At 64.8% G+C, this 22,997-nt stretch carries 20 protein-coding genes; 8 read left to right on the top strand and 12 right to left on the bottom strand.

Annotated features, from left to right (window positions below; all coding sequences use genetic code 11):
- Positions 1-6 precede the first annotated feature (6 nt).
- Positions 7-1,395 (bottom strand): arginase family protein, encoded by a 1,389-nt coding sequence (locus ACSQ3S_RS12325; protein WP_436142543.1) that lies wholly within the window; start codon positions 1,393-1,395, stop codon positions 7-9.
- Between the two features lie 203 nt (positions 1,396-1,598).
- On the opposite strand from ACSQ3S_RS12325, the gene ACSQ3S_RS12320 reads away from it, so the two are divergent.
- From ACSQ3S_RS12320 to ACSQ3S_RS12300, 5 genes are read left to right on the top strand one after another with little or no spacing between them, the layout of a single operon-like run.
- A complete protein-coding gene (locus ACSQ3S_RS12320; protein WP_436142542.1) occupies positions 1,599-2,840 on the top strand; it encodes an NHLP bacteriocin system secretion protein in 1,242 nt (413 codons plus the stop codon).
- 10 nt (positions 2,841-2,850) lie between these two features.
- A complete protein-coding gene (locus tag ACSQ3S_RS12315; protein WP_436142541.1) occupies positions 2,851-5,016 on the top strand; it encodes an NHLP family bacteriocin export ABC transporter peptidase/permease/ATPase subunit in 2,166 nt (721 codons plus the stop codon).
- Positions 5,013-7,898: an NHLP bacteriocin export ABC transporter permease/ATPase subunit gene (locus tag ACSQ3S_RS12310; RefSeq protein ID WP_436142540.1), complete on the top strand. Its 2,886-nt coding sequence runs from the start codon at positions 5,013-5,015 to the stop codon at positions 7,896-7,898. The genes ACSQ3S_RS12315 and ACSQ3S_RS12310 overlap by 4 nt, the downstream gene beginning before the upstream one ends.
- Complete coding sequence (locus ACSQ3S_RS12305; RefSeq protein ID WP_176653845.1) at positions 7,891-8,421, top strand: cyclic nucleotide-binding domain-containing protein; 531 nt, start codon at positions 7,891-7,893, stop codon at positions 8,419-8,421. Before ACSQ3S_RS12310 ends, ACSQ3S_RS12305 begins: the two co-directional genes overlap by 8 nt.
- 3 nt (positions 8,422-8,424) lie before the next feature.
- Positions 8,425-9,954, top strand: a complete 1,530-nt coding sequence (locus ACSQ3S_RS12300; RefSeq protein WP_436142539.1) for a TolC family protein — start codon at positions 8,425-8,427, stop codon at positions 9,952-9,954.
- Between the two features lie 122 nt (positions 9,955-10,076).
- On the opposite strand, the gene ACSQ3S_RS12295 is transcribed toward ACSQ3S_RS12300, so the two are convergent.
- From ACSQ3S_RS12295 to ACSQ3S_RS12280, 4 genes are all read right to left on the bottom strand, one after another.
- A complete protein-coding gene (locus tag ACSQ3S_RS12295; RefSeq protein WP_436142538.1) occupies positions 10,077-10,778 on the bottom strand; it encodes a CPBP family intramembrane glutamic endopeptidase in 702 nt (233 codons plus the stop codon).
- 34 nt (positions 10,779-10,812) lie between these two features.
- Positions 10,813-11,415, bottom strand: a complete 603-nt coding sequence (locus tag ACSQ3S_RS12290) for a hypothetical protein (protein WP_436142537.1) — start codon at positions 11,413-11,415, stop codon at positions 10,813-10,815.
- Positions 11,416-11,564: 149 nt separating this feature from the next.
- Entirely contained in the window at positions 11,565-12,593 is a 1,029-nt protein-coding gene (locus tag ACSQ3S_RS12285) for an alpha/beta hydrolase (RefSeq protein WP_436142536.1), read from the bottom strand.
- 104 nt (positions 12,594-12,697) lie between these two features.
- On the bottom strand, positions 12,698-13,978 hold the full coding sequence (locus ACSQ3S_RS12280) for an NHLP bacteriocin system secretion protein (protein ID WP_436142535.1): 1,281 nt from the start codon (positions 13,976-13,978) through the stop codon (positions 12,698-12,700).
- A gap of 323 nt (positions 13,979-14,301) precedes the next feature.
- Between ACSQ3S_RS12280 and ACSQ3S_RS12275 the strand changes: the two genes are divergently transcribed.
- Both ACSQ3S_RS12275 and ACSQ3S_RS12270 read left to right on the top strand, forming a co-directional pair.
- A complete protein-coding gene (locus ACSQ3S_RS12275; RefSeq protein ID WP_353402313.1) occupies positions 14,302-15,705 on the top strand; it encodes a DEAD/DEAH box helicase in 1,404 nt (467 codons plus the stop codon).
- A gap of 119 nt (positions 15,706-15,824) precedes the next feature.
- Positions 15,825-16,658 carry a class I SAM-dependent methyltransferase gene (locus tag ACSQ3S_RS12270; RefSeq protein ID WP_436142534.1) on the top strand — a complete coding sequence of 278 codons (834 nt, stop codon included), beginning with the start codon at positions 15,825-15,827 and terminating at the stop codon, positions 16,656-16,658.
- A gap of 13 nt (positions 16,659-16,671) precedes the next feature.
- On the opposite strand, the gene ACSQ3S_RS12265 is transcribed toward ACSQ3S_RS12270, so the two are convergent.
- From ACSQ3S_RS12265 to ACSQ3S_RS12235, 7 genes are read right to left on the bottom strand one after another with little or no spacing between them, the layout of a single operon-like run.
- Complete coding sequence (locus tag ACSQ3S_RS12265) at positions 16,672-17,160, bottom strand: hypothetical protein (RefSeq protein ID WP_436142533.1); 489 nt, start codon at positions 17,158-17,160, stop codon at positions 16,672-16,674.
- Between the two features lie 9 nt (positions 17,161-17,169).
- The gene (locus tag ACSQ3S_RS12260) at positions 17,170-17,913 is read right to left on the bottom strand and encodes a DUF899 domain-containing protein (protein WP_436142532.1); all 744 of its coding nucleotides are present in this window, start codon (positions 17,911-17,913) and stop codon (positions 17,170-17,172) included.
- Between the two features lie 27 nt (positions 17,914-17,940).
- Positions 17,941-18,588 (bottom strand): Vgb family protein, encoded by a 648-nt coding sequence (locus ACSQ3S_RS12255; protein WP_413447351.1) that lies wholly within the window; start codon positions 18,586-18,588, stop codon positions 17,941-17,943.
- A gap of 46 nt (positions 18,589-18,634) precedes the next feature.
- Positions 18,635-19,855, bottom strand: a complete 1,221-nt coding sequence (locus ACSQ3S_RS12250; protein ID WP_436142531.1) for a helix-turn-helix domain-containing protein — start codon at positions 19,853-19,855, stop codon at positions 18,635-18,637.
- A 24-nt stretch (positions 19,856-19,879) separates the two neighbouring features.
- A complete protein-coding gene (locus ACSQ3S_RS12245) occupies positions 19,880-20,461 on the bottom strand; it encodes a YdeI/OmpD-associated family protein (RefSeq protein WP_353402302.1) in 582 nt (193 codons plus the stop codon).
- Complete coding sequence (locus ACSQ3S_RS12240) at positions 20,458-20,931, bottom strand: hypothetical protein (RefSeq protein WP_176653817.1); 474 nt, start codon at positions 20,929-20,931, stop codon at positions 20,458-20,460. Before ACSQ3S_RS12240 ends, ACSQ3S_RS12245 begins: the two co-directional genes overlap by 4 nt.
- A gap of 3 nt (positions 20,932-20,934) precedes the next feature.
- Positions 20,935-21,321, bottom strand: a complete 387-nt coding sequence (locus ACSQ3S_RS12235) for a GFA family protein (RefSeq protein WP_436142530.1) — start codon at positions 21,319-21,321, stop codon at positions 20,935-20,937.
- A gap of 109 nt (positions 21,322-21,430) precedes the next feature.
- Between ACSQ3S_RS12235 and ACSQ3S_RS12230 the strand changes: the two genes are divergently transcribed.
- Positions 21,431-22,993, top strand: coding sequence for a retroviral-like aspartic protease family protein (locus ACSQ3S_RS12230; protein WP_436142529.1), 1,563 nt, complete (start codon positions 21,431-21,433; stop codon positions 22,991-22,993).
- The last annotated feature ends 4 nt before the right edge of the window (positions 22,994-22,997 follow it).

The raw sequence follows: 22,997 nt of genomic DNA, 5'->3' as shown, positions 1-22,997 counted from the left end.
CTGCATTCAGGCCGGCATCCGCGCGTCGATCGGCGTTTCGCAATACGCAGTTATGGATGGCAGCGCGCGCAGGCGTTGCACCAGGTCCGGCCACGGTTGCGCCCACACTTGCGGATACAGCCGCTCGCCGTCCGTCACCACCGGGAACGCCAGGTTCTCGCGGCCCGGCGTGAATTCGCAATGGACGGTGGCCTTGTTGCCGCGCGCGTCGCAGCGGTACCAGCCGCCCTCCTTCAGCCACACCGCGACCAGCGCGTGCGTACAAAACGGCGAGCCGGCGTCGCGCAGCGTCAGCCGCTGGTAGCACAGGCCCGCCGGGATGCCGTTGGCGCGCAGCAGCGCCACCAGCAGGTGGCTCTTGGCGATGCACAGGCCGGTGCCCAGCGCCAGCGCCTCGGAGGCGTTGACGCTGACCTCGTCGCGCTTGAAATCGATGCTGTGCTGGATACGGTCGCGCACCCATTCGTAGCAGCGGCGCGCCGTCACCTCCGGCGTATCCGCCGCCAAGGTGCGCGCCAGCGCTGCCACGTCGGGATGGTGGAAATCGATTACGTCGCTGGCCGCCAGGTAGTCGTCGGCCAGCAGGCGCCGAATGACCGGCTCCAGGCTGTCGATCAGCGGCCCGGGCGACACCGGCGCCCCGCCCGCTTCCCATGCGTCTTGAAACTCCGCGATTTCCAGGCCGACGATCTCCACCTCCGCCAGCACGGTGCCAGCCGCATGCAGGGCTTCCAGGCTGAGGCCGTGATCGCAGCGATATTCGGTGGGCACGATGCCCGGCTCGAGCACGTCGCAATCCAGGTGGATGTACACCGGCCGGCCGGCGACCGCGGCGCGCAGTTCGGCGGCCAGGTTCGGCCCCGGCGCGATATGCCTGACCGCCCCGCTGTCGATCAGCGCCTGCTCGGCCGGGTCGATGTCGCGCTGGCCGACCAGGATCACCTTCGACAAGGCCAGGCCGGCGCCCAGGCCGGAATCCCACAAGCCCAGCGGCCCGGACAGCGCCATCCCGCCCAGGTAGCCGCTGCCGGTGGTGGCCGGCGTGTTCAGGTCCGCATGGGCGTCGAACCACACCACGCAGGCATCCGGCCGGTGCGCGGCGACGGCAGGCAAAGTGGCCAGCGACGCGGAACAGCGACTGGACGCGGTCAGCGGGCGCCTGCCCTGCGCCATCAAAAGGTTGAAGTGCGCGCCTATCGCCGTCAGCTCGGGCAGCGCCGCGTCCAGCTCCACTTTCCAGTCCGCTCCCATGGCCGGGCGCGGGTGGCCGAGCAGCACGGGCGCCAACGCCAGCCGCTCGCCCAGCAGCGCGCCCACCGACCTGGCGCCTGCAATGGCAAGGTCGTTGCGATCGCCGACCCTGGCCTGGACGATGGAAAGTGCGATATTGCTCATGCGAATGCTCCTGAAGATGGACATCGAAACCGATGCCGGAATAATAACGGTTTCACCCGCAACCTGCCTGCAAGCCGGTGAGCGATGTAATGGAGCAACGAGTTATTGCTTATGAGATATCTTTCCGGTCGAAAAAACGTTATACTTTTACTCTTAGTCATTAGGTAAACAACAGTACCGTGGGCGCGAACCGGAATCCGTCGTTGGAACGCTTGATCTCGCCCGACCGCGCGGATGTCTTGCCGTCGGTGAATCACCCGCCCAAACGCCTCTTCGTTGCCGGCGCGCTGATCCTGCTGCTGCTCTGCTGCGCCTGGCTGGTGTTCGGCGTCGTCGATACCCGCATCAAGGGCCGCTGCCTGCTGCTGTCGCCGCAGGGCGTCGACAACATCGCCAGCGCCGTCGACGGCCGCGTCGAAGGCATCGCCATCCGCCCCGGCGACAGCGTCGCCGCCGGACAACTGCTGGCCACCATATCCCGTCCCGAATTCGACACCCGCCTGCGCAAGGCCGAAGCTCGGCTGGCCGAACTGCGCCGCCGCAGCGACGCCGCCGCACCGGTCATCGCCCGCAGCCTGCGGCTGGGCCGCAACGGCGTCGCCAGCGAACAGGCCACCGTGGCCGAACGCCTGCGCACGCTGACCGAGCGCCAGCAACTGGCGGCCAAACGCCTGCAGGCGCAACAGACCCTGTTCGAGCAAGGCCTGTCGACCCGGCAGTCGCTGCTGTCGGCGCAGGACCAGGTCGACAAGCTGGCGATCGAGCAGGCCGGCCTGCAAAGCCGCGCCAAGCAGCTGGACTTCCAGGCGCAGGAGGAACAGCGCAATCTGAACGGCGAGTCCGGCCAGCTGGCGCTGCAAGTGGCCGAGGCGGAGCGCGAACTGGCGCAACTGCAGCTCCAGCAGCGCGAACTGATGCAGGTGCGCGCGCCGCACGCCGGCACCGTCATCGAGCTTAAGACCCGCAACGGTCTGGCACTGCCGGCCGGCGGCGACATCGCCTCGATCGAGTTGGCCAACGGCGGCAACGGCAGCAAACTGCCACCGCCGCTGTCGGCGCTGATCTTCGTCCACGCCGCCGACGGCAAGCTGCTGCAGGCAGGCATGAGCGCGGAGATCACGCCGACCAACGTCAAGCGCCAGGAGTTCGGCTTCATCCGCGCGCAGATCGGCGACGTGTCGGCCTTCCCCGCCAGCCGCGAGGCGATCAACCAGCGCCTCAACAATCCGGACGTGGTCAAGGAACTGGCCGGCGACGGCGTCAGCACGCAGATCCAGTCCGCGCTGCTGCGTCGCCCCGACGGCAACTACGCCTGGTCCGGCGCCGCGCGCCAGCCGCCGGACGTGCGCAGCGGGTCGATGTGCAGCGCCGAGATCGTGGTGCGCGAACAGCATCCGATCGAATTCGTCTGGCCGCTGATCAAAAAACTGACAGGGACCAGCTGACATGGGCCTGTTGAACAAAGCCATACAGCGCAACGTCGTGCGCACGCCGACGGTGCTGCAGATGGAATCGCTGGAATGCGGCGCCGCCGCGCTGGCGATCATCCTCGGCTACCACGGCCGCCACGAGCCGCTGGAGCAGCTGCGCGTGCGCTGCGGCGTCGGCCGCGACGGCGCCAAGGTCAGCAACCTGCTGCGCGCCGCCCGCAGCTTCGGCATGCAGGCCACCGCCTGGAGCACCGAGGCGGCCGAGCTGCCGAAGCTGAAGATGCCGTTCATGGTGTTCTGGAACTTCAACCACTTCGTCGTGGTCGAAGGCTTCGCCGATGGCATGGCCTACCTGAACGACCCGGCCAGCGGCCGCCGCCAGGTGCGCGCCGAGGATTTCGCCGCCGCCTTCACCGGCGTCGTGCTGACCTTCGAGCCGGACGCCGACTTCAAGACCGGCGGCGCCACCGGCGGCCTGCTGCAAGCCATGCTGGCGCGCATGGCCAGCGACCGCCCGGCGCTGATCTTCGCCGCCCTGGCCGGCCTGTTCATGGTGGTGCCGGGCATGGTGATCCCGGTCTTCACGCGCCTGTTCGTCGACCGCATCCTGATCGACAGCCAGATGGGCTGGTTCCTGCCCATCCTGCTCGGCCTGTTCCTCAGCACGATGCTGGAGGCGGGCCTGGCCTGGCTGCAGGGCTACCATCTGCTGCGGCTGCAGTACAAGCTCGCGCTGGCCGCGACCGGCCGCTATTTCTGGCACATCCTGCATCTGCCGGTGCTGTATTTTTCGCAGCGCGCGCCGGGCGAGGTGGCCTCGCGCCTGGCCCTCAACGAATCGGTGGCCAAGGTGGTGTCGGGCGACCTGGCTCGGGCGCTGATCAACGGCGGCCTGGCCTTCTTCTTCGTCGCCGTGATGCTGACCTACGACGTGCTGCTGACCTGCATCAGCGTGACCATGGTCTGCGCCAGCATGGCGGCCTTCCGCTACGCCGCCAAGCGCACGCAGGAACTGTCGATCAGCTACGCCATCGCCGACGGCCGCCTGCGCGGCAACGCCTCCAACGGCATCGCCATGCTGGAGACGCTGCAGGCCGGCGCCGACGACAGCCATTTCTACACCAGGCACATGGCGCAGCAGGCGCTGGTGGTCAACGCCAACCAGCGCATGGAAACCAGCAGCGCCATGTACAGCCAGGTGCCGGCCTTCCTGATGATGTTCAACGCCACGCTGATCCTGGTCATCGGCGGCTTCCGCGTGATGGACGGCTACCTGACCATCGGTATGCTGATCGCCTACCAGGGCCTGGTCTACAACTTCTCGCGGCCGATGTCGGACCTGTTCAACGTGCTGGAAAAGGTCCAGCGCCTGCGCGGCGACCTGCAGCGGCTGGACGACGTCCTCAATTGCAGCGTCGACCCACTGACCACCGCGCCGGCGCCGCAGGATCCGGACCTGTCGCAAAAATTGTCCGGCGCCTTTGAACTGAGCGGCCTGCGCTTCGCCTACAGCCCGCAGGACAAGCCGCTGTTCGATAACCTTGACTTCAGCGCTGTGGCCGGCGAGCGCATCGGCATCATCGGCGCGTCGGGCAGCGGCAAGTCGACGCTGGCGCGGCTGGTGGCCGGCATGTACAGCCCCGACGCCGGCGAGATCCGCTTCGACGGCAAGCCGCGCCTCCACTATCCGCGCGCGATGCTGGCCAGCTCCGTCGCCCACGTCGACCAGGACATCCAGTTCGTCGAGGGCACGGTGCGCGAGAACCTGACGCTGTGGGACAGCAGCCTGACCGAGGCGCAGATCGTCAGCGCGGCCAAGGATGCGCTAATCCACGACTTCATCATGGCCATGCCGAAGGGGTACGACACGCCGATGCAGGAAAACGGCCGCAACCTGTCCGGCGGCCAGCGCCAGCGGCTCGACATCGCCCGCGCGCTGGCAGGCAATCCGCGCATCCTGCTGCTCGACGAATCGACCAGCTCCATCGACGCCGCCTCCGAAGCCCGCATCATGGACAACTGCCGCCGGCGCGGCTGCACCACCATCATCATCACGCACCGCCGCTTCTCGCTGCAGGCCTGCGACCGTGTGATGGTGCTGGAACGCGGCGCCATCACCGAAGAAGGCCTGTTCGACACGCTGTACGCGCGGCGCGACAGCACCTGCCGCCGCGTGCTGGAGGAAGCATGAGAGACCGGGCCGACAAGCAGGACGGCCTGCCGCGCCAGGCACGCCCGTTGGCTGCGCCGATGCTGCTGACCGAAGGCGCCATCAGCCTGGTGCTGCACCGGACGCCGTCGCAAAGCCCCGGGCGCGGCCTGCTGCCGCTGGGTGAAGTGAGCGCACCTGCGGTGATCCCGGCCATCACCGACATACTGGCCGGTTCGCTGACGTACCAGCCGCTGGCCTTCCACACGCGAACCGCGCGCAGCGTGCCGCTGGCCGGCGAAGACTCAATGGAAAGCGCGCCGCTGGACGCATGGCTGAACGGCGCCGCCGCCGTCGCCGGCTGCTGGCCAATGCCGTCGGCCGCCAATCCCGTCAACGACACCATCACGCGCGGCCGCTACCAGGCCGCCGCCGGCCAGCGCATCGCCAGCCCCGCGCTGGTGCTGGTGCGCGTGCTGGAAGGCAGCCTGCAGGTCGAGGGGCTGGAGCACGAAACGCTGCAGCCAGGCGACCTGCTGGCGGTGCCGCGCGAACTGTCGTTCACAGTGCTGGAAGACGTGGCGCTGGACGTGTTCCGCTTCGGCGAGGCCGACTTCCCCACCCGCATGGCCTGCCTGGAAAAACTGTGGCGGCTGTCGTTCGTCATGGCGTGGGAGCTGCGCTGCACCGAGGAAGCCAACGAAGAGCAGCGCCTGGCCGACACCCGCGCGCGCGACGACGGCGACATGGAAACCGGCATCGGCGCCCTCGCCGGCCTGGTCGAAGGCGACGCCGACTGGATCGCGCCCAAGGACGGCGAAGCCGGCCCGCTGCTGCAAGTGGCGCGCCACATCGGCGCCCTGATCGGCGTCGAGTTCAAGAAGGAAGTCCGGCGCGGCCGCGGTAACAACGACACGGCGGCCGACCTGGCCGAGGCCAACGGCCTGCGCAGCCGCCAGGTGCTGCTGGGCGCGCGCTGGTGGCAGATGGACAGCGGCTCGCTGCTGGCCTTCGACGCCGCAACCGAGGAGCCGCTGGCGTTGCTGCCGCAGCGTTGGAAGCGCGGCTACGTGGCCGTCAACGCCGCCGGCGAACGCACCGTGCTCGATGCCGCCAGCGCGGCCCGCATCAAGCCTTACGGCTACGTCTTCTACCGCCCGCTGCCGGCCAAGGCGCTGACGGAAATCGACCTGCTGCGCTTCGGCCTGCGCGGCTACGGCAGCGAGATGGCGGCCGTGGTCGCGCTAGCCGGCGTGATCGGCGCGCTGGGCCTGGTGGTACCGCTGGCCAGCGCCAGGGTGATGGACTCCATCATCCCCTCGGCCAAGGGCAACCTGCTGATCCAGATGGGACTGGGCCTGTTCTTCGTCACCATGACGGTGGCGCTGTTCTCGCTGGTACGCTCGCTGATGGTGCTGCGCATCCAGGACAAGATGGACATGGCGATCCAGGCCGCCGTGTGGGACCGCCTGCTGCGCATGCCGGCCAGCTTCCATCGCAAATACTCGGTCGGCAATCTCGAAACGCGCGTGCGCGCCTGCCAGAAGGTGATACGCATCCTGTCGGCGCGCACGGTGGCCAACATCTTCGCCGGCGCCTTCTCCGCGCTGAACTTCCTGGTGCTGTTCTGGTTCAGCGCCAGCTTGTCGCTGCTGGCGTTGGCGCTGGTGCTGGTGGCGGCCGTCGCCGTCACCTGGTTCCGACGCAAGTCGGTCAGGATCGCCATCGCCGCGCCGGACTCGCCGCGCAACCTGGCCACGCTGGTGCTGCAGATGATACAAGGCGTGGGCAAGCTCCGCGTGGCGGGCGCCGAGGGCCGCGCCTTCGCGCTGTGGACCCGCGAGCACGCGCTGGGCGAGGTGCCCAACGTCGGCCAAGCCAAGCTGGTCGTCATCGAATCCGTGTTTTTCCGTTCGCTCGACCACCTCGCCGTGCTGTTCCTGTTTGCCGCCGCCGGCTACATGATGAACGGCGGCGGTGCGCAAAAACTCTCCGCCGGCGAATTCGTCGGCTTCTTCGCCGCGTTCGGCGGCGTGTTCCACGGCGTGGTCAGCCTGTGCGAAACGCTGATCAGCGTGGTGGCCGTCAACGGCGCCTACTTCAAGGCCAAGCCCATTCTCGACACCGTGCCGGAAGTCGAAAAAGGCAAGGCCAGCCCGGGCCAGTTGACCGGCATGGTGGAGGTGAACAAGGTCAGTTTCTGCTACGCCGGTGGACCGCCGGTGCTGCACGAAGTGTCGCTGAGCGCGCGGCCGGGCGACTTCATCGCCATCGTCGGCGCGTCCGGCTCCGGCAAGTCGACCCTGATGCGGCTGTTGCTGGGCTTCGAGAAGCCCAGCGCAGGCTCCATCCTGTTCGACGACAAGGACCTGGCCGATCTGCACCTGCGCAAGCTGCGGCGCCAGTTCGGCGTGGTGCTGCAGGACACGCGGCTGCTGGCCGGCGACATCCTCGGCAACATCGTCGGCGACTCAGGCGCATCGCTCGAAGACGCCTGGGCGGCGGCCGAGGCGGCGGCGGTCGACGACGACATCCGCGCCCTGCCGATGGGCATGTACACGGTGATCGGCGTCGGCGTCAACACGCTGTCGGCCGGCCAGCGCCAGCGCATCCTGATCGCGCGCGCCCTGGTGCGCAAGCCTCCGGTGCTGTTCCTCGACGAGGCCACCAGCCTGCTGGACGGTCCGGCGCAAGCCCGCGTGATGAACAACCTGGCGCGCATGCGCGTCACGCGCATCGTCATCGCCCACCGCCTGACGGCGCTGACCGAGGCCGACCAGATCGTCGTGATCGACCAGGGCCGCATCGTCGAACGCGGCAACTACCGCGAACTGACGGCGCAGGACGGCCTGTTCAAGGCCATGGTGCGCGACCAGTTCATGGACACACAAGATATCGAAAAGGTTGATACCCACAATGCGTAAGGTCCTGTTCATCCTCAGCGAACTGCTGGACGAAGACGTCGACTGGCTGGCCAATTACGGCGAACGTGTCAGCTATCCCGCCGGCACGGAGCTGATCGCCTTCGACAGCCGCGTAGACAGCGTCTACTTCGTCCTCGACGGCAGCTTCTCCGTGCTGACCGGCGGCGGCGACTTGATCGTGGAGCTGGGCAGCGGCGAGATCATAGGCGAGATGTCGCTGGTCGATCCGGCACGCACCACGGCGGCGGTGCGCGCCGGTGAAGGCGCGGTGGCTCTGCGCCTGCCCAACACGCTGCTGCGCGAGAAGCTGGAAGCCGACGCGCCCTTCGCCGCGCGCTTCTATCGTGCTCTGTCGGTGTTCATGTCCGACCGCATCCGCCACACCACGCGCCGCTTCGGCTACGGCAGCGCCGCGCCGGATCCGTCCAAGCCGCAGCTGGAAGAAATCAACGAAGAGCTGGTCGACAAGCTGTACCTGGCCGGCGCGCGCTTCGATCGCATGCTGAAACGTCTGGCGAGCTAGCACGTGAAGCGCTTGATCCATATCGCCATTGCCACGCTGCTCGCCTGCGCCGCGCCGACGGCTGTCGCGCAATCCGTTGCGCCAGCGGTGCTGGACCTGCGCGCGGCGATCAACCTCGCGCTCGAACGCAGTCCGGACATCGAACTGCAACGCTACAACGAAAGCGCCGCCGCCGGCATCGCACAGGGCAGCCGCGCGCCGTTCGACCTGGTCACCAGCGGCGCGATAGGCGCCAGCCGCGACGAGCGCCCGCTGCGCGCCGACGAACGCGCCAAGGCGCTGGCCGCCGGCACCGACCAACTGATCAACGCCAACACGCTGAGCTTCGGCGCCTCGCGCCAGCTCGACTCCGGCATCCAGCTGAGCGGCGTCTACGCCCTCACCCGCTCCGCCGACAACGTGCAGGAAGCGCAAAATATCCCGCGCCAGAGCAGCGACAAGCTGACCTTCACGGTGCGCGTGCCGCTGCAGAAAAATCCAGGCCGCGACCAGCTGGCCACCCGCAAAGCCACCGAACTGGAAGCCGCCGCAGCAAAGCGCGACACCGAACAAGTGGTGGCGCGCTCGGTGCTCAGTGTAGTGCAGGCGTATTGGGACTGGGCCTCGCGCGTGGCCGCCGCCGACGTCGCGCAGAGCGCCGAAACCCGCATGCGGCAACTGCGCCGCGAAACCGAGAAGATGGTGGCCGAGGACGAACTGCCGCCGTCCGAACTGAACCTGCTGACCGCCGCCATGACCGAGCGCGAAACGGCCCGCATCGGCGCCCAGCAGCGCGCCCGCGACGGCCGCTATGCGCTGGGGCGCCTGTACGGCATGGGCGCGCTGGAAACCGAGACGCTGCCGCAGCCGTCCGAACTGCTGCCGGAACGCGCCGCCGGCGCCGGCCTCGAAGCATTGGGGCCGCACGCACTGGAACGGCGCGCCGACATCGCCGCGCTGCGTCTGCGTGAGCAGGCCATGGCGGAACGGCTGGAAGCGGCCCGCAGCAACAACATGCCGGTGGCCGACCTCGATCTGTCGGCCTACTACGCCGGCCTGCGCGAAGGCACGCGTCCCTTGTTGGCCGCCTTCGATCCGACGGTGCACCGCAGCGGTCCCGGCGTCGCCGCCAAGTTATCGGTGCAATGGCCGGTCGAGAATTCCGCCAACAATGGCGCGCTGCGACTGGCCGCCGCCAACGCCGACAGCGCCCGTCTGCGCCGCAGCGTGTTGGAACAAACGGTGTTGGGCAATGTGGAAGCGGCCTACCTGGGCTACAACAGCTACGTCGCGCAGCTGCGCGCATCGGAGCAGACGATAGAGCGCTACCGCAGCGCGCTGAAGGACACGATCACCAAGCGCCAGTTGGGCAGCGCCACGCTGATCGACGTGCTGAATGTGGAGGACCGCCTGAACAACGCCATCCTGGCGCGGCTGCAGTACCAGCAAGCCTACGCGCTGGCCCGCGCCCAGATCCTGTACGAGAGCGGCGCCCTGCTGCGGACCGCGCCGGACGGCACGATGACCGTGGAACTGGAAGCAATCCGTCCCTGACGATCTGGCTGACTAAACACATTGCTTCAAAGCGACAGGCGGCCTCCGCCTGCGGATTCTGTAGGCCATGACCAGAATGCCGTTTCGCTAAATTTAAATTCTCATACTTTGCCGCTGCCAAACTACCCAACCGCAGTTGAGAGCGAAATTTTTGCCCTACGAATAGTACAAAGACCGACAACGTCCAGAAGAGTATGAACGATAATGGCCGTAACCAGTCCGGCATAAAATGCCAGGCAACAAAGAGCGACACTAACTGCGAAAATCCCAAAGGCTTGAAGGAGCACGCGTTTATTTAATGTATTGAAGCGATAAGCACGCGTATGGGCCAGCACGAAAAGGGCTGAAGTGAGCCAAATACCCACAAGGGGTTGCAGAGCCCCACGGAATAGCAGCTCCTCGCCAAAGCCTGCTGCAAGAGCTATCCATAAAGGATTCCATCCACTCAAGTCTAAACGGCTGTAACTTTCAATTGCGCTTTGTGTAGCTTGACGATTAGCCGTGTATTTATAACCTATGCCAGCCATAGCCCAATACGTCCCACCAATCATTATTCCTAAAATGGTTTGATGGAAGATAGACATACCAGCAAATAGGGAAGAAATGTACGGCCCGGGTCTAAATAAAAGAATGAGTATGATTGCGATAGTGCAACATAAAGCGCATGTGAGAAGTTGTCTGTTTAAGCTAAATTTTTTTGGAATTTTAACCTGCATATTGACCCATTTTTTTAAATACAGAAGGTGACTGCTCTTGGCGACAGCGGCTGCCGGCCGGCGTTCAGGAGAGCAGCTTGCTTTCCCCCAAAATTCACAAATTCTCATTCCACGCTGCAAACTGCCCCGAGCCGGAATAAGTCTAAGACGCACCGTATGAGAAACCCAACTTCTTAAATTCTTCCAACTCACAATTTCTGATGGAATTGATGCCATCTACAATGGTAAATGTAGGCTGTGATTTATGAAACGGCAATCTAATGGCATTAGTAATAAAGCAGGCTCCCTGTCTCATTATTCTCACCGAAACTTTTATTTCCGGATCAGCCCCATCGCCATCACGTGACACTGCGATGCTATTGCGCCCGCTTTCATCCGTACAAATCAAGTCATCTCGTAAAACAACTGAGCGTGCCTCCAACCAGTCTTTTACAGTAGTTCGGTTATCGATCTGGCTGTCATCATACGTTTCTGCATATGCTATTACCCCATATATTATAGCCTCTCTATTCTTCACTGATTTTCGCATTTTATCTATCACGGCTTCATATGCAAGTTGGAAGCTACCATCTCGCGAATCATGCAGATGATGTAAAACAACCCATTTCTTATTCCAAAGCACAACGGCAATGCAAGGATTAAATCCGTCGGTGTAAAGTATTGTTTTTATAGTAGCTATATCTCTCGATAAAATACCAATTTCATTTTGCCTTACATTAACCAAAAATTCCTCGAGTAGTCTCATAGAAACAATTCCTGATCATGAAGTGGAAAGTGTTTTTGCCGACTGCAACTGGTTAACGATAGCATCTTGCCCAAGTGAAAACGTCACATATTGTCACCAGTCGATGCCGCTTGTCTTCAAAGCTGGCAGCACGGCGGAGTTAATGTGCCTTATAGCATCCCGATTTCCTTAAGCCAGTTTTCAACAAGCGATGGCCAGGACGAAACGGGATGTTCTTTATCCCTGAGGCCGAAGGCATGTCCGCCCCTGGCAAAGAGATGCACCTCCGCCGACACGCCTGCCCGATCAAGCGCCCGCGCATAAAGCGTACTGTTGCAGATGGGGTCGACCGGATCATCCCAGGCTTGCAACAAAAATGTTGGCGGTGTCTTCTCTGTGACGCGAATACTCGGATCGAGCGTGCCACCGGAACGACACAGGTGGCCCGGATAAAGCGCCACCGCAAAGTCAGGGCGGCTGCTCAACTTATCCACCGCATCGACTGGCTTGTAGGTCAGCGCGAAAACGTTGCTGGTCTGCGCAACCAGATAGCCGCCAGCCGAAAAACCGATCACGCCAATTTTGCCGGGATTGATGTCCAGTTCCTTGGCCCTGGATCGGACAAGCCTGATGGTCCTTTGCGCGTCCTGCAGCGCGCGCGGAACCTTGGGCGTAATAGAGCACTGGCATTTTTCATCCCAATGGTGATTGCCATTGGGAACACGGTACTTGAGCAGCACGCAGGTGATGCCGCGCGACGTCAGCCAATCGCAGATTTCAGTACCCTCCAAATCCATGGCCAGGACCTTGAAACCGCCGCCGGGAAATACCACTATCGCTGCCCCGGTGTTCTGGCCCTTGGCCGCATACACCGTCATGGTCGGCTGGCTGACATCGGTAGCCTGGGTCCACCCTCCGTGTCCGGTCATAGGACCGACAGACTCTGCCTTCGGGGAGGATATCGCATCAGGTACCGCGCCAGGCCAGATCGGAATCTGCACCTGACCCGGCGATGATTGCCAGGTCTCAGCTTGAGCCGGAACGTTGCTGATCAATAGAACAAACAGAAACGAGAAGATGGTGAGTTTCTGCATGCTTTGGAACTGAGCTCGCAAGGGCCGCGCAGCTTGTCGAGACTTTTCATCTGGCCGGGTCAGGAACAATAAACCAAGAGCAAACAGCACACCTCGCACATTCATGAGCAACCTTGTCTTTAACGCCAGAAAATCCGGCCGAATGCGCGGAGGATAGCATCTCGCTAACGCGTCAAAGTACGCAGATTGTCACGTACCGGCCGCCAGCCTCAACCGCCGTGGCCGCTGACGGTGCTGCGGAAGATCGGCAGCACCAGGCTGATGGGCCGCTCGTGGTGCACCAGTATCTCGCCCTGGCACAGCGAACCGCTGGACACCGGCAGCGCGCTGCCCGCCGCCGCCGACCACAGATAAGGATTGCGCGCCCCGGCGCCCGGCACCGGATTCTGCGCCAGCGCGATGCGCACCGCATACGTGGCCGTGCCATGCGCCAGTTCGCGCATCAGCTCCGGATTGGTAATCGTGTTCATCAAGCCCTGTGGCGTGGCGGGATAGGCCGACGTCGATTTGACGCTGGCACGCAGCACGCCATGCTCCTCCTTGCGCGCGTGACCGGGCACCAGTTCGACCTGATCGTTGGCCGCGATCTTCTTGCCGTCCGACGCCGACACATACATCACCGCCTCCAGCCCGCCGCCATTGCCGCCGCCGTCCACCCGCTCGATACTGACCACCGGCGTGTCGCGCCGCACCGCGCTGTTGACGGACGCCTTGATCTCCACCACCCGGCCCGCTACCTGGCTGCGCAGGCGCGTCACCGACTGGCTCTGCGCTTCCAACCCGGCCAGCTCGCGCCGCGCCTCGTTGAGCTGCAAATCCAGCTTGGACCTGCTGCCGCCGGCCACCCGCTCGTAGTCGGTGGTGCGCTTGTCCAATTCCGCCAGCTTGCGCTGCGTATCCTCCAGGCCGGCGCGCGCATCGGCCAGGTCCAGCGGCGTTTGCGCCGCCGCGCGCGCCGTGATCAGGCCGTCGGCGCGCAAGCGCTGGTCCAGTTCCATCTGCTGCTCCAGGATGCGGATACGCTTGCGGTCCGATTCCAGCCGCAGCGCCAGCGCGCCGCGCTGCTCGGCCATGCTGTCGCCGTTCAGGCGCTGGCTGCGCTGCGCCTCGGTGTGCGCCACCTTGGCCACGGCCTCCAGGTCGGCCAGCTTGACGCGCGCGTTGGCGATCTTCTCGGACAGCTCTGGAGTTGCTACCACAGCAACCTCCTGCCCCGCCTCGACCATGGCACCCGGCTGCACCAGCAGTTCGGTGATCTGGCCCGCCATGTCCGCCGTGACGTCGCTGACGCCCTGCGGATGCATGATGATGCAGCTGCCGGCCACCCGCGTGGGGATGTCGCCGAACACGCTCCACAGGATCACCACGCCTATGACCAGCCCCAGTCCGGCCAAGTTGGCCCAGGCCGTCCAGCTGACGCGCGCCACGTGGTGGTCGAAGCCGCGCAGCGAATCGGGCAATTTGGCGGGGAAATCTTGGTGTTCTTTCATGAACGTAATTATAATTCGGAACTGGCCTATACAAGATGAACAAACTACGGTATAGTACCGCCTGTCGCTGCAATGAGCGTACCGCCAACCTGGTGGTGCCGATTGATCAGCCAGGTAGTACTAGCAGCTTCGCAAGCCTTAGCGCATCACACTGATGTCGCTTATAAAGCCCTCCCGCCTTTGGTGTCGCACCTGACACCGTCCCGGCGCAAAGCTTTTGTGCCGAAATTTCTTTCGATTTTGATTGAGTCATTTCGTTTTGGTAGGCGTTGCTATTTCGCGTTCGGCTTTTGCACGAGCGCTGATTTTTACGAAAGAACAGCATGACATTTGAAGCACTTGGTCTCAACACGTCCCTGATTAAAGCCCTGACCGACGCCGGCTACACTGCGCCGACTCCCGTTCAGCAGCAGGCTATCCCTGCAGCGATCGCAGGCAAGGACTTGTTGGTTTCCTCGCAAACCGGTTCCGGCAAGACTGCAGCGTTCATGCTGCCGTCGCTGCACCGTTTGTCCGAGATCGACCCGGCAGCCGCCGGCAAGACTCCGAATCAAGAAATGCAAGCCGCCCGCGCCCGTGGCGAGCGTCCACGTTTCAAAGCCGCACAGCCAAAAATGCTGGTGTTGACCCCAACCCGCGAACTGGCCCTGCAAGTAACCTCCAATACCGACAAGTACAGCGTCAACCTGCGTCGTCTGAAAGCAGTGTCGATCCTGGGCGGTATGCCTTACCCTAAACAGATGCAACTGCTGGCCAAGAATCCTGAGATTCTGGTGGCAACCCCTGGCCGTCTGATCGACCACATGGAATCGGGCAAGATCGATTTCTCGCAACTGGAAATCCTGGTGCTGGACGAAGCCGACCGCATGCTGGACATGGGTTTCATCGACGACATCGAAAAAATCGTCGAAGCGACCCCGTCGACCCGCCAGACCATGCTGTTCTCGGCCACGCTGGACGGCGTCGTCGGCAACATGGCACGCCGCATCACCAAGGATCCGCAAGTGATCCAGATCCTGAGCGCCGCCAACAAGCATGAAAACATCACCCAGCGCGTGCACTTCGTCGACGACCTGTCGCACAAGAACCGCCTGCTGGACCATCTGCTGCGCGACGACTCGCTGGACCAGGCCGTTGTGTTCACCGCCACCAAGCGTGACGCCGACACCATCGCCGACCGCCTGAACATCGCCGGTTTCTCGGCCGCCGCACTGCATGGCGACATGCACCAGGGCGCCCGTAACCGCACGCTGGACAGCCTGCGCCGCGGCCAGGTCAAGATCCTGATCGCCACCGACGTTGCCGCCCGCGGTATCGACGTGCCGACCATCACCCACGTGTTCAACTACGATCTGCCGAAGTTCCCGGAAGATTACGTCCACCGCATCGGCCGCACCGGCCGTGCAGGCCGCAACGGCCTGGCGATCTCGCTGGTGAACCACGCTGAAGGCATGAACGTCAAGCGCATCGAACGCTTCACCAAGCAGCTGATTCCGGTCAACGTCATCGAAGGCTACGAGCCGAAGAAGACTGCGTCGGCAGCACGTTCGACCTCGCGTCCAGGCGGCTGGAAACCGGGCGACAACCGTACCGGCGCCAAGCCATCGGGCCAGCGCACGTTCAGCAAGCCAGGCGCGCCGCGTAAAGAAGGCAGCACCGGCGGCGGCTACAAGGGCAGCAACCCACGCAGCACCGACGGCGCACGCCGCAGCTACGGCGACCGTTAATCGTCGCCAGGCTTCAAATGAAAACGCCCCTTGTGGGCGTTTTTTTTCGTCGACGCCTGCGGAATGCGGCGGAAAGTCGGATACTTCATGACACAGCAGCACTTTCGAAAGGAGCGGTCATGGAGCAGCAGCAAAGCGCAGGATGGCAAGGCACGGGCGGCAATATGTGGGTCGAAGCGCAGGAACTGCTCGACCAGATGTTCCAGCCGATCGAGGACCTGCTGATGCAAGGGCTGCCGGCGGAGACGCGACGGCTACTGGACGTGGGCTGCGGCACCGGCGCCACCACGCTGGCAGCCGCGCGCCGGCTTGGCCCGGACAGCCATTGCACCGGCATCGACATTTCCGGCGCGGTGATCGAAGCCGCCCGCGAGCGCGCGGCGCAGGCCCGCTCCAACGCCTGCTTCATCCAGGACAACGTGCAATCGCACGCATTCGAACCGGCCAGCTACGACACCATCATCTCCCGCTTCGGCGTGATGTTCTTCGACGATCCCGTCGCAGCGTTCCGCAATCTGAGACTGGCCGCGCGCGGCAACGCGACGCTGCGGCTGATCACCTGGCGTAGCGCTGAAGACAATCCCTTCATGACCACCGCCGAGCGGAGCGCGGCCGCCCTGCTGCCCCAGTTGCCCGTCCGCGTGCCGGACGAGCCGGGCCAGTTCGGCTTTGCCGATCGCGACCGGGTGCGAACGATACTTGAGCAAAGCGACTGGGAGCGGATCGACATCGAGCCGCTCGACGTCGTGTGCAGCTTCCCCGAAAAAGAACTGCTGCGCTACATCACCAGGATGGGCCCGGTCGGCAGGCTGTTGCAGACTGTGGACGACCACACCCGCCAGCAAGTGGCCAGCACCGCGCGCGCCGCCTTCGAACCCTTTATCCACGGCGATGAAGTCCGTTACACCGCCGCCTGCTGGGACATCCGTGCAGGCGCGAGCGACCAGCATTAACAGGGCATCGGGCTCAGTGCCCCCGGAGTTTGCACAATACGCAGGAGATCGCGCCGGTTACGGCCAGCATCGCCGCCATGTGTACGCCGACGGCCGCCAGCGCCAGCAGCAGCGAGCCGGATGCTGTGATCTCGCGCGCCGGAGACCCGGCCAGGCACAGCGGAATCAATGCCGGCACCAGCATCAACCCGGCGCCGTGCAGCGTGCACATCATGAAGGACCACAAGGCCAAGCCTGCCCGCCGACGGCGGCACAACAGCAGCGCCGCCAGCAGAACGCCGGCCAGCGCCAGCAGCACGTCCCGGTCCATCGCCATGCCCAGCGCGACGGCACCGGCCACCAGCGCCACCGATGCCGCATGCCCGGCCGCGATCGGCACCAGCGCCAGCAGCGCCCGCGTCCGGTCGCGCGCCGCAGCTGCGAACAGCCAGCCGGTGGCGGGATTCAGGCCGTGCAAGGCCCCCGCCCCGGCCACCGCCAGCCATGGCCATAAGCTCGCCATGGCATGCGCTCACGAATGCGAGCAGCACGAGCCGGCCGCCGGCGCCGTTTCATAGCGGTCGTGGTAACGCACCCACGCCATCGTATAAGGCAGCCCCTCCTCGTTGCGGCCCAGCGGCGTCAGGTCGAGGAAGTTATAGGTGTGCATCATCACTTCAACGCCACGGCCGTAGGTCGAGTAGGTGTGGAACACCTCGCCCGCGTCGTTTTTGTAGAACACGCTGACGCCGGGCGCGTCCGGGTGCGGGAACGGCTGCTTCTGGTAGTTGTAGTAGACCTCGCCCTTGGCCAGGTCTTCCGGCTTGAAGCTGACGTCGAAGTCGTAGTTGAAATCGCCGTCGTCCGACGACACCCACTTGAAATGCCAGCCCATGCGCTGGCGGAAGCGTTCGATGTCGGCCAGCGGCGCGCGCGAGACGGCCACCAGCGTCGTGTCGCGCTGCGCCAGGTGCGCCAGGGCGCCGTCGGTGTGGTCGGCCATGTAGGAGCAGTGCGAACACCCCTCTTCTGCTCCCGGCGTGAACATGAAGTGCTGCACCACCAGCTGGCGGCGGCCTTCAAACAGGTCGGCGAGCGAGCGCCGGCCCTGCGGTGTATCGAACACATAGTTCTTGTCGATGCGCACCCACGGCAGCGCGCGGCGCTCGCGGGCGATCTGGTCATGCAGGCGCATCAGTTCCTTCTCGCGCACCAGCAGGGCCTTGCGCTCTTGTACCCATTGCTCATTGGAGACAACGGTGTGTGCTTCAGTCATTACGGTATCCATGATGTTCTCCTTTGCTTAATTGGCGGGACGACGTACGGCGCGGACTTTGCCGCTCTCGCCGCCGCCGCAATAAAACAGGCTGGCGCCGTCCGATTCGAGGCCGCTGACGGCGGTGCCGGCCGGCATTTCCAGCCGTTCCAGCACGGCGCCGGTCTTGGGATCGATGTGGCGGATATCGCTGTCGTCGCCCTCCCACGTCGCGTGCCACAGCTCGCCGTCGACCCAGGTCACGCCGGTGACGAAACGGTTGGAATCGATGCTGCGAATCAGCGTGCCGGTGGCGGGATCGATCTGGTGGATCTTGCGTGCCCGGTACTCGCCCACCCACAGGCTGCCCTCGGCCCAGGCCATGCCCGAGTCGGCGCCATGGCCGGGCGCCGGTATCGACGCCACCACCTTGCCGTCGGCCGGGTCGATCTTGTCGATGCGCTGCTCGGCGATCTGGTACAGGTACTTGCCGTCGAAGGCCGTGCCGGCGTCGCAGGCACAGTCCAGCGAGCGGGCAAGCTTGCCGCTGGCGGGATCGAAGGCGATCAGTTTGTCGCCGGTGGCGGCCCAGACTCGCTGGCCATCGTGGGTAACGCCGGCTATTTTGCTGGCGCCGTCGAACGGGCCATACTCGCGCACGATTTCTGCCGTGCGTACTTTTTCCTTGCTGGTCATTGCTGCCTCCTTGAGTAGCGCCTCGGATCGGCGCCGCACGACAACTTTATGCGATCGGCAGTGCGGCGGGGAGTAACAAGATTGTCGTGTATCCGGCCAGCGGCGGCGACAGCCAGCGCCGGGTGCGCGTCTGGCCGATCGAACGCACCCGGCCCGCCGTCTCCAGTTCGGCCAGCGCGCGCTGGATGGTGCGCTGGCTGTCGCCCAGCGCCATCGCCAGGGCCGAGGTGGACCACGCGGCGCCGTCGGACAGCAGCGCCAGCAGCGAGGCCTGGTCGCCGGCGATGGGCGGAGCCAGCACGGCCACTTCTCGCCCGGCCAGCGGCCTCAGGGCGAAGCCGCGCGCGGTGGCCTCGATCTGAGCCATGCCTGCCACCAGCGCGCGCAGGCGGCTGATTTCGACACGCAGGCGGGCGCGGTGTGTCTCGTCCGGCTGATGGGTGCGGAACGCGCTGGCGATCAGGGCTTCGCGACCGATATCGCCGGGCCATGCCTCGGCCAGCGCAAGTGCCAGCGCAAACAGTATCGGACGGCGCGCCAGCGACTGCCATGCGTCCCCCGCGCTCAGTCCACGGCGGCAGGCGTCGAGCACCAGCACGTCGGAGTCCAGCAGCGCCGCCACTTCGTCGAGACGCAGCGCCTGTTCGCCGCCGGCCAGCAGGCGCCGCGCGGCGGGACGATCGAGCGCGGCCTGCGCTTCCTTCACCTCGGCCAGCAAGGCCGGCACGCGGGCGCGTTCGGCCGCATCGTGCGCGCGGCCCAGCGCCGCCCGCGCCTGGGCGACGCGCAGCGACCGCAGGGCCAGCTCCGCCGCCGCCAGTTCGGCCACCGCCGCCAGCGCCGGCGGCAGGCTGTGGCCATTGAGTCCGGTCAGCGTTGCCTCGGCTTCGTCAAGGCGGCCAAGCAGCAGTTGCCTGCGCGCCGCGATGAGCCGGGCCTGCAGCGCATTGGCATGATCGGCGTGCGCCTCAAGAACGGCAAGCGCCGACGCCAGCGCGCGCGGCGAGCCGCCAAAGTCGCGCACCGCCAGCGCCACCTCGGCCTCGGCGACCACGCAGCGGGCGCGCGCCAGTTCCTCATGGGCGCCGAATTCGCGTGCGGCGCGGCGCAGCAGCTCGCGGGCGCGCGGGTGCTCGCCCAGTTGCGCCATCGCGATGCCGCGCAACGCCAGTGCCGGAGGATCATCCCGCAACGCGACCCGCTTCAGCGCGCCCAGCGCGTCGCCAGCGGCGAGCGCGCGCGCGGAAGCGGCGATCAGCGAATCCATCGCTGTGCTGCCTTATTTGCGGCCTTATTTATCGTTCCACCCTATGCCGTCGAAAATCTTGTCCCGGCATTTTTCTATCCTGGACTCGCGGGTACTGGATTGCTTGGCACCCGCGAAATACAGCAGATAGCCGCGTTGCCGGCCGGGCGTCAACGCCTGAAAAGCATCCCGGTAAGCAGGATCGTCATCCAGCACGCGCCGGAACTCCTCGGGCACAGGGAATTCCTCGGTCTTTTTCATCTCGATCTTCAAGCCAGCCTTTTCCACCTCGATGGCTTCCTTGATATAGGCTTTCAAGGTCGGCGCCAGCTTGGTGATTTCCTTGAGGCTGGTGAAGCGTATCTGCCGCCCCGACTGCACGTTCTCCGTCTGCGTGATGAGGATGCCCTTGGGATCCTTGAGCAAGACACCCTTCATGAACAGCAGCGCGCAGTACTCCTTGAAGCCGTGGATTAAAACGATGTTCTTGTCGTCGAAGGTGTAGCAGGGAACGCCCCACTTCAGTTCTTCGGTCAGGTCGCAGGCCAGCACGATCTCGCGCAATTTCTCGCATTCCTCCCGCCACTGCTTGATCCTGCCCATGTACGCATCAACCTTGGGGTTCACTTTTTTCCTCCAATATAGATAGCCTTGCGGGTCGCCCAGACGATCGGCAGCCCGAACAAAAAGATGTGGGATGCCAGGTCCATGACGGTGGCTAGCGGTTTGAACGTGACCGGGCGCGGGAAGGCCGACAGTGGCAGCACCACCAGCCGCATGGCGAGGAAAACGACGATGCCGTACCCGATGGCGGAGACCAGCGGACGCGCCGCCAGTCCCGGCGACTGCCTGGCCGCCAGCAGGAACAGCGTCATCCACACCAGGCTCAAGGCGAAATGGCATAGCAGCCCCACGGCGGCCGTCGCCGTGCCGCCGGTGAACGCCTCCTTGCCCAGCAAGCCGCTGGCGACGATCTGCAGCAAGCGCTCCGGCGTCAGGCCGTTGTAGATGCCAAAGGAAATCGCGAATGTGATGTCCAGGATGCCGGCGATCAGGCCGCCGATCAGGATGGCGCGTGGAATGGACCAGGTCCGCATGGATTACCCCTCCCTTACCGGCAGCCAGCCCGGCTTGTTTTCAACATACAGCTCGCGCTGCACCGGTCCGTCGTATTCCCGCTCCAGCGTGCCCAGGGTGATGGCGATGCGGTCCGGCGACTGGGTGCTGCGCCAGAACAGCGTCGAGCCGCAAACGCGGCAGAAGCCGCGCCGGCCATGGTCGGACGACGCGTACTCCGTCACCAGATCCGCGCCGCGCTCGACGACGTAGCCGGCACGGTCCACATTGGCGTAGGAACCGGCGGCTGCGCCATGCTGCTTCTGGCACATGGTGCAATAGCAGTGGCTGGCGTGCCTGACGGGCCCCTCGGCCCGGTATGCCACGCCGCCGCATAAACAACTTCCGTTGAATTGACTTGTCTCACTCATCGCCGATATCCCCGCCTTGAAGTGAAAATCAGTATAACAAAAGCTTGCCAAAACAAGCACACTTCCATTTTTGAGATAACATGTCAAGTTCATCCCTAGAAAGCGCCCCTTGTCCGCCCATATATTCCTGCGCACCGCCGCCGGCCTGGCCCTGGCCGTCGCGGCACTCCACTGCAACGCCGACGACAGCGCTGCGGCGCTGCTCGACCGCGCCCGCAGCGCCGTGGGAGGCGACGCCTGGGACCAGGTCAGCACGCAGCACACCGATTTCGTGCGCACCTACCTGGGCCACGACGAAGCCGGCAGCAGCGATATCGACTATGCCACCGGCCGCTACGCGCAGCGCATCCCGTCGTCGGCGGTGGCGCGGCTGATCTCGAATTCGGACGGTCGCGATTTCTGGCGGCAGAAAATGGGCCAGCTGGAAAAGCTGGAAGGCGCGGCCGGCAGCCCGGCCCAGCACCTTGGCCGCCAGTCCTACGCCTACTGGTTCGCCCGCGGCAAGGCCCGCACGCTGCAGCTGCTGCCGCCGCGCCGGCACGACGGCGCCGACTACGCCATCGTCCGCGTCACGCTGGACGCGGGCAACTCCTTCGATTACTGGATCAATACCGCCAGCCAGCGCATCGAGCGCCGCCAGGAAACGGTGGACGGCGTCGCCATGATCATCGACTACCGCGATTTCCGCCCCGTCGGCGCCGTGACGCTGCCGTTTGAAGAGCACTACCGCAACGCCAACGACAACAAGGACGAGGAAGTGCTGCGCATCTCCGGCATCGTCCTCAACCGCCCGGCCGCGCAGATGGATTTTTCGCTGCCGCGACCGGCCGCCATCCAGGGCTTTTCCGCCGCGCGGCAGGCCGTGACCGTGCCGTTCGAGCCCTGCCTCGGCCACATCTGCATCAAGCTGACGCTCAACGGCCAGGGCCCGTTCCGCTTCATCCTCGACACCGGCGCCCCCAACGTCATCAGCGACCGGCTGTACAAGAAGCTGCAACTGCCGGCGCAAGGCGTGGCGCTGCTGCACGGCCTGGGCGAGCACACCGAGCGCGGCGCGCTGACCACGATAGACCGGATCGCGCTGGCCGGCCTGACGCTGGACCGCCAGGCCTTCTTCACCAGCCCGACGCTGGACGAACTGCCGGTCGACGGCACCATAGGCTACGAATGGCTGTGGAATACGCCCACGCTGATCGACTACGCCGCCCGCCAGCTGACCTTCTACGATCCGGCCAGCTTCGTCTACCACGGTTCGGCCGCCGCCATGCCGCTGACCTTCCACAACAAGATCCCGCAGATCGAAGCGGTGCTCGACGGCCTGCCGGGCAAGTTCAACATCGACACCGGCAGCGACTATTCGCTCACGATGAGCAAGGCCTTCGTCGACCGCCACGCGCTGGTCGACAAATACCGGGCCGGCGACGCGGTCCAGGTCAGCCGCGCCGTCGGCGGCATGACCCGGGTGCTGGCCACGCGCGGCAAGCTGTTTGAAATGGGCGGCGTGCGCATCGCCAACCCGGTGCTGGAACTGTCGCAGCAGCCGGCCGGCTCGCAGAACGGCACCGATATCGCCGGCAACATCAGCAACGGCATCCTGCGCCAGACCAGCATCCTGTTCGACTACCAGGGCGGCAAGGTGTACATCGCGCTCAATCAGTCCGCCGACGAATAGTTTT

Source organism: Duganella sp. LjRoot269, from assembly GCF_964254095.1.
In the GTDB taxonomy this organism is placed as follows: Bacteria; Pseudomonadota; Gammaproteobacteria; order Burkholderiales; family Burkholderiaceae_D; genus Rugamonas; species Rugamonas hordei.
The sequence above is the reverse complement of the archived record's forward strand: the minus strand, read 5'-3'. Positions and strand labels throughout refer to the sequence as shown.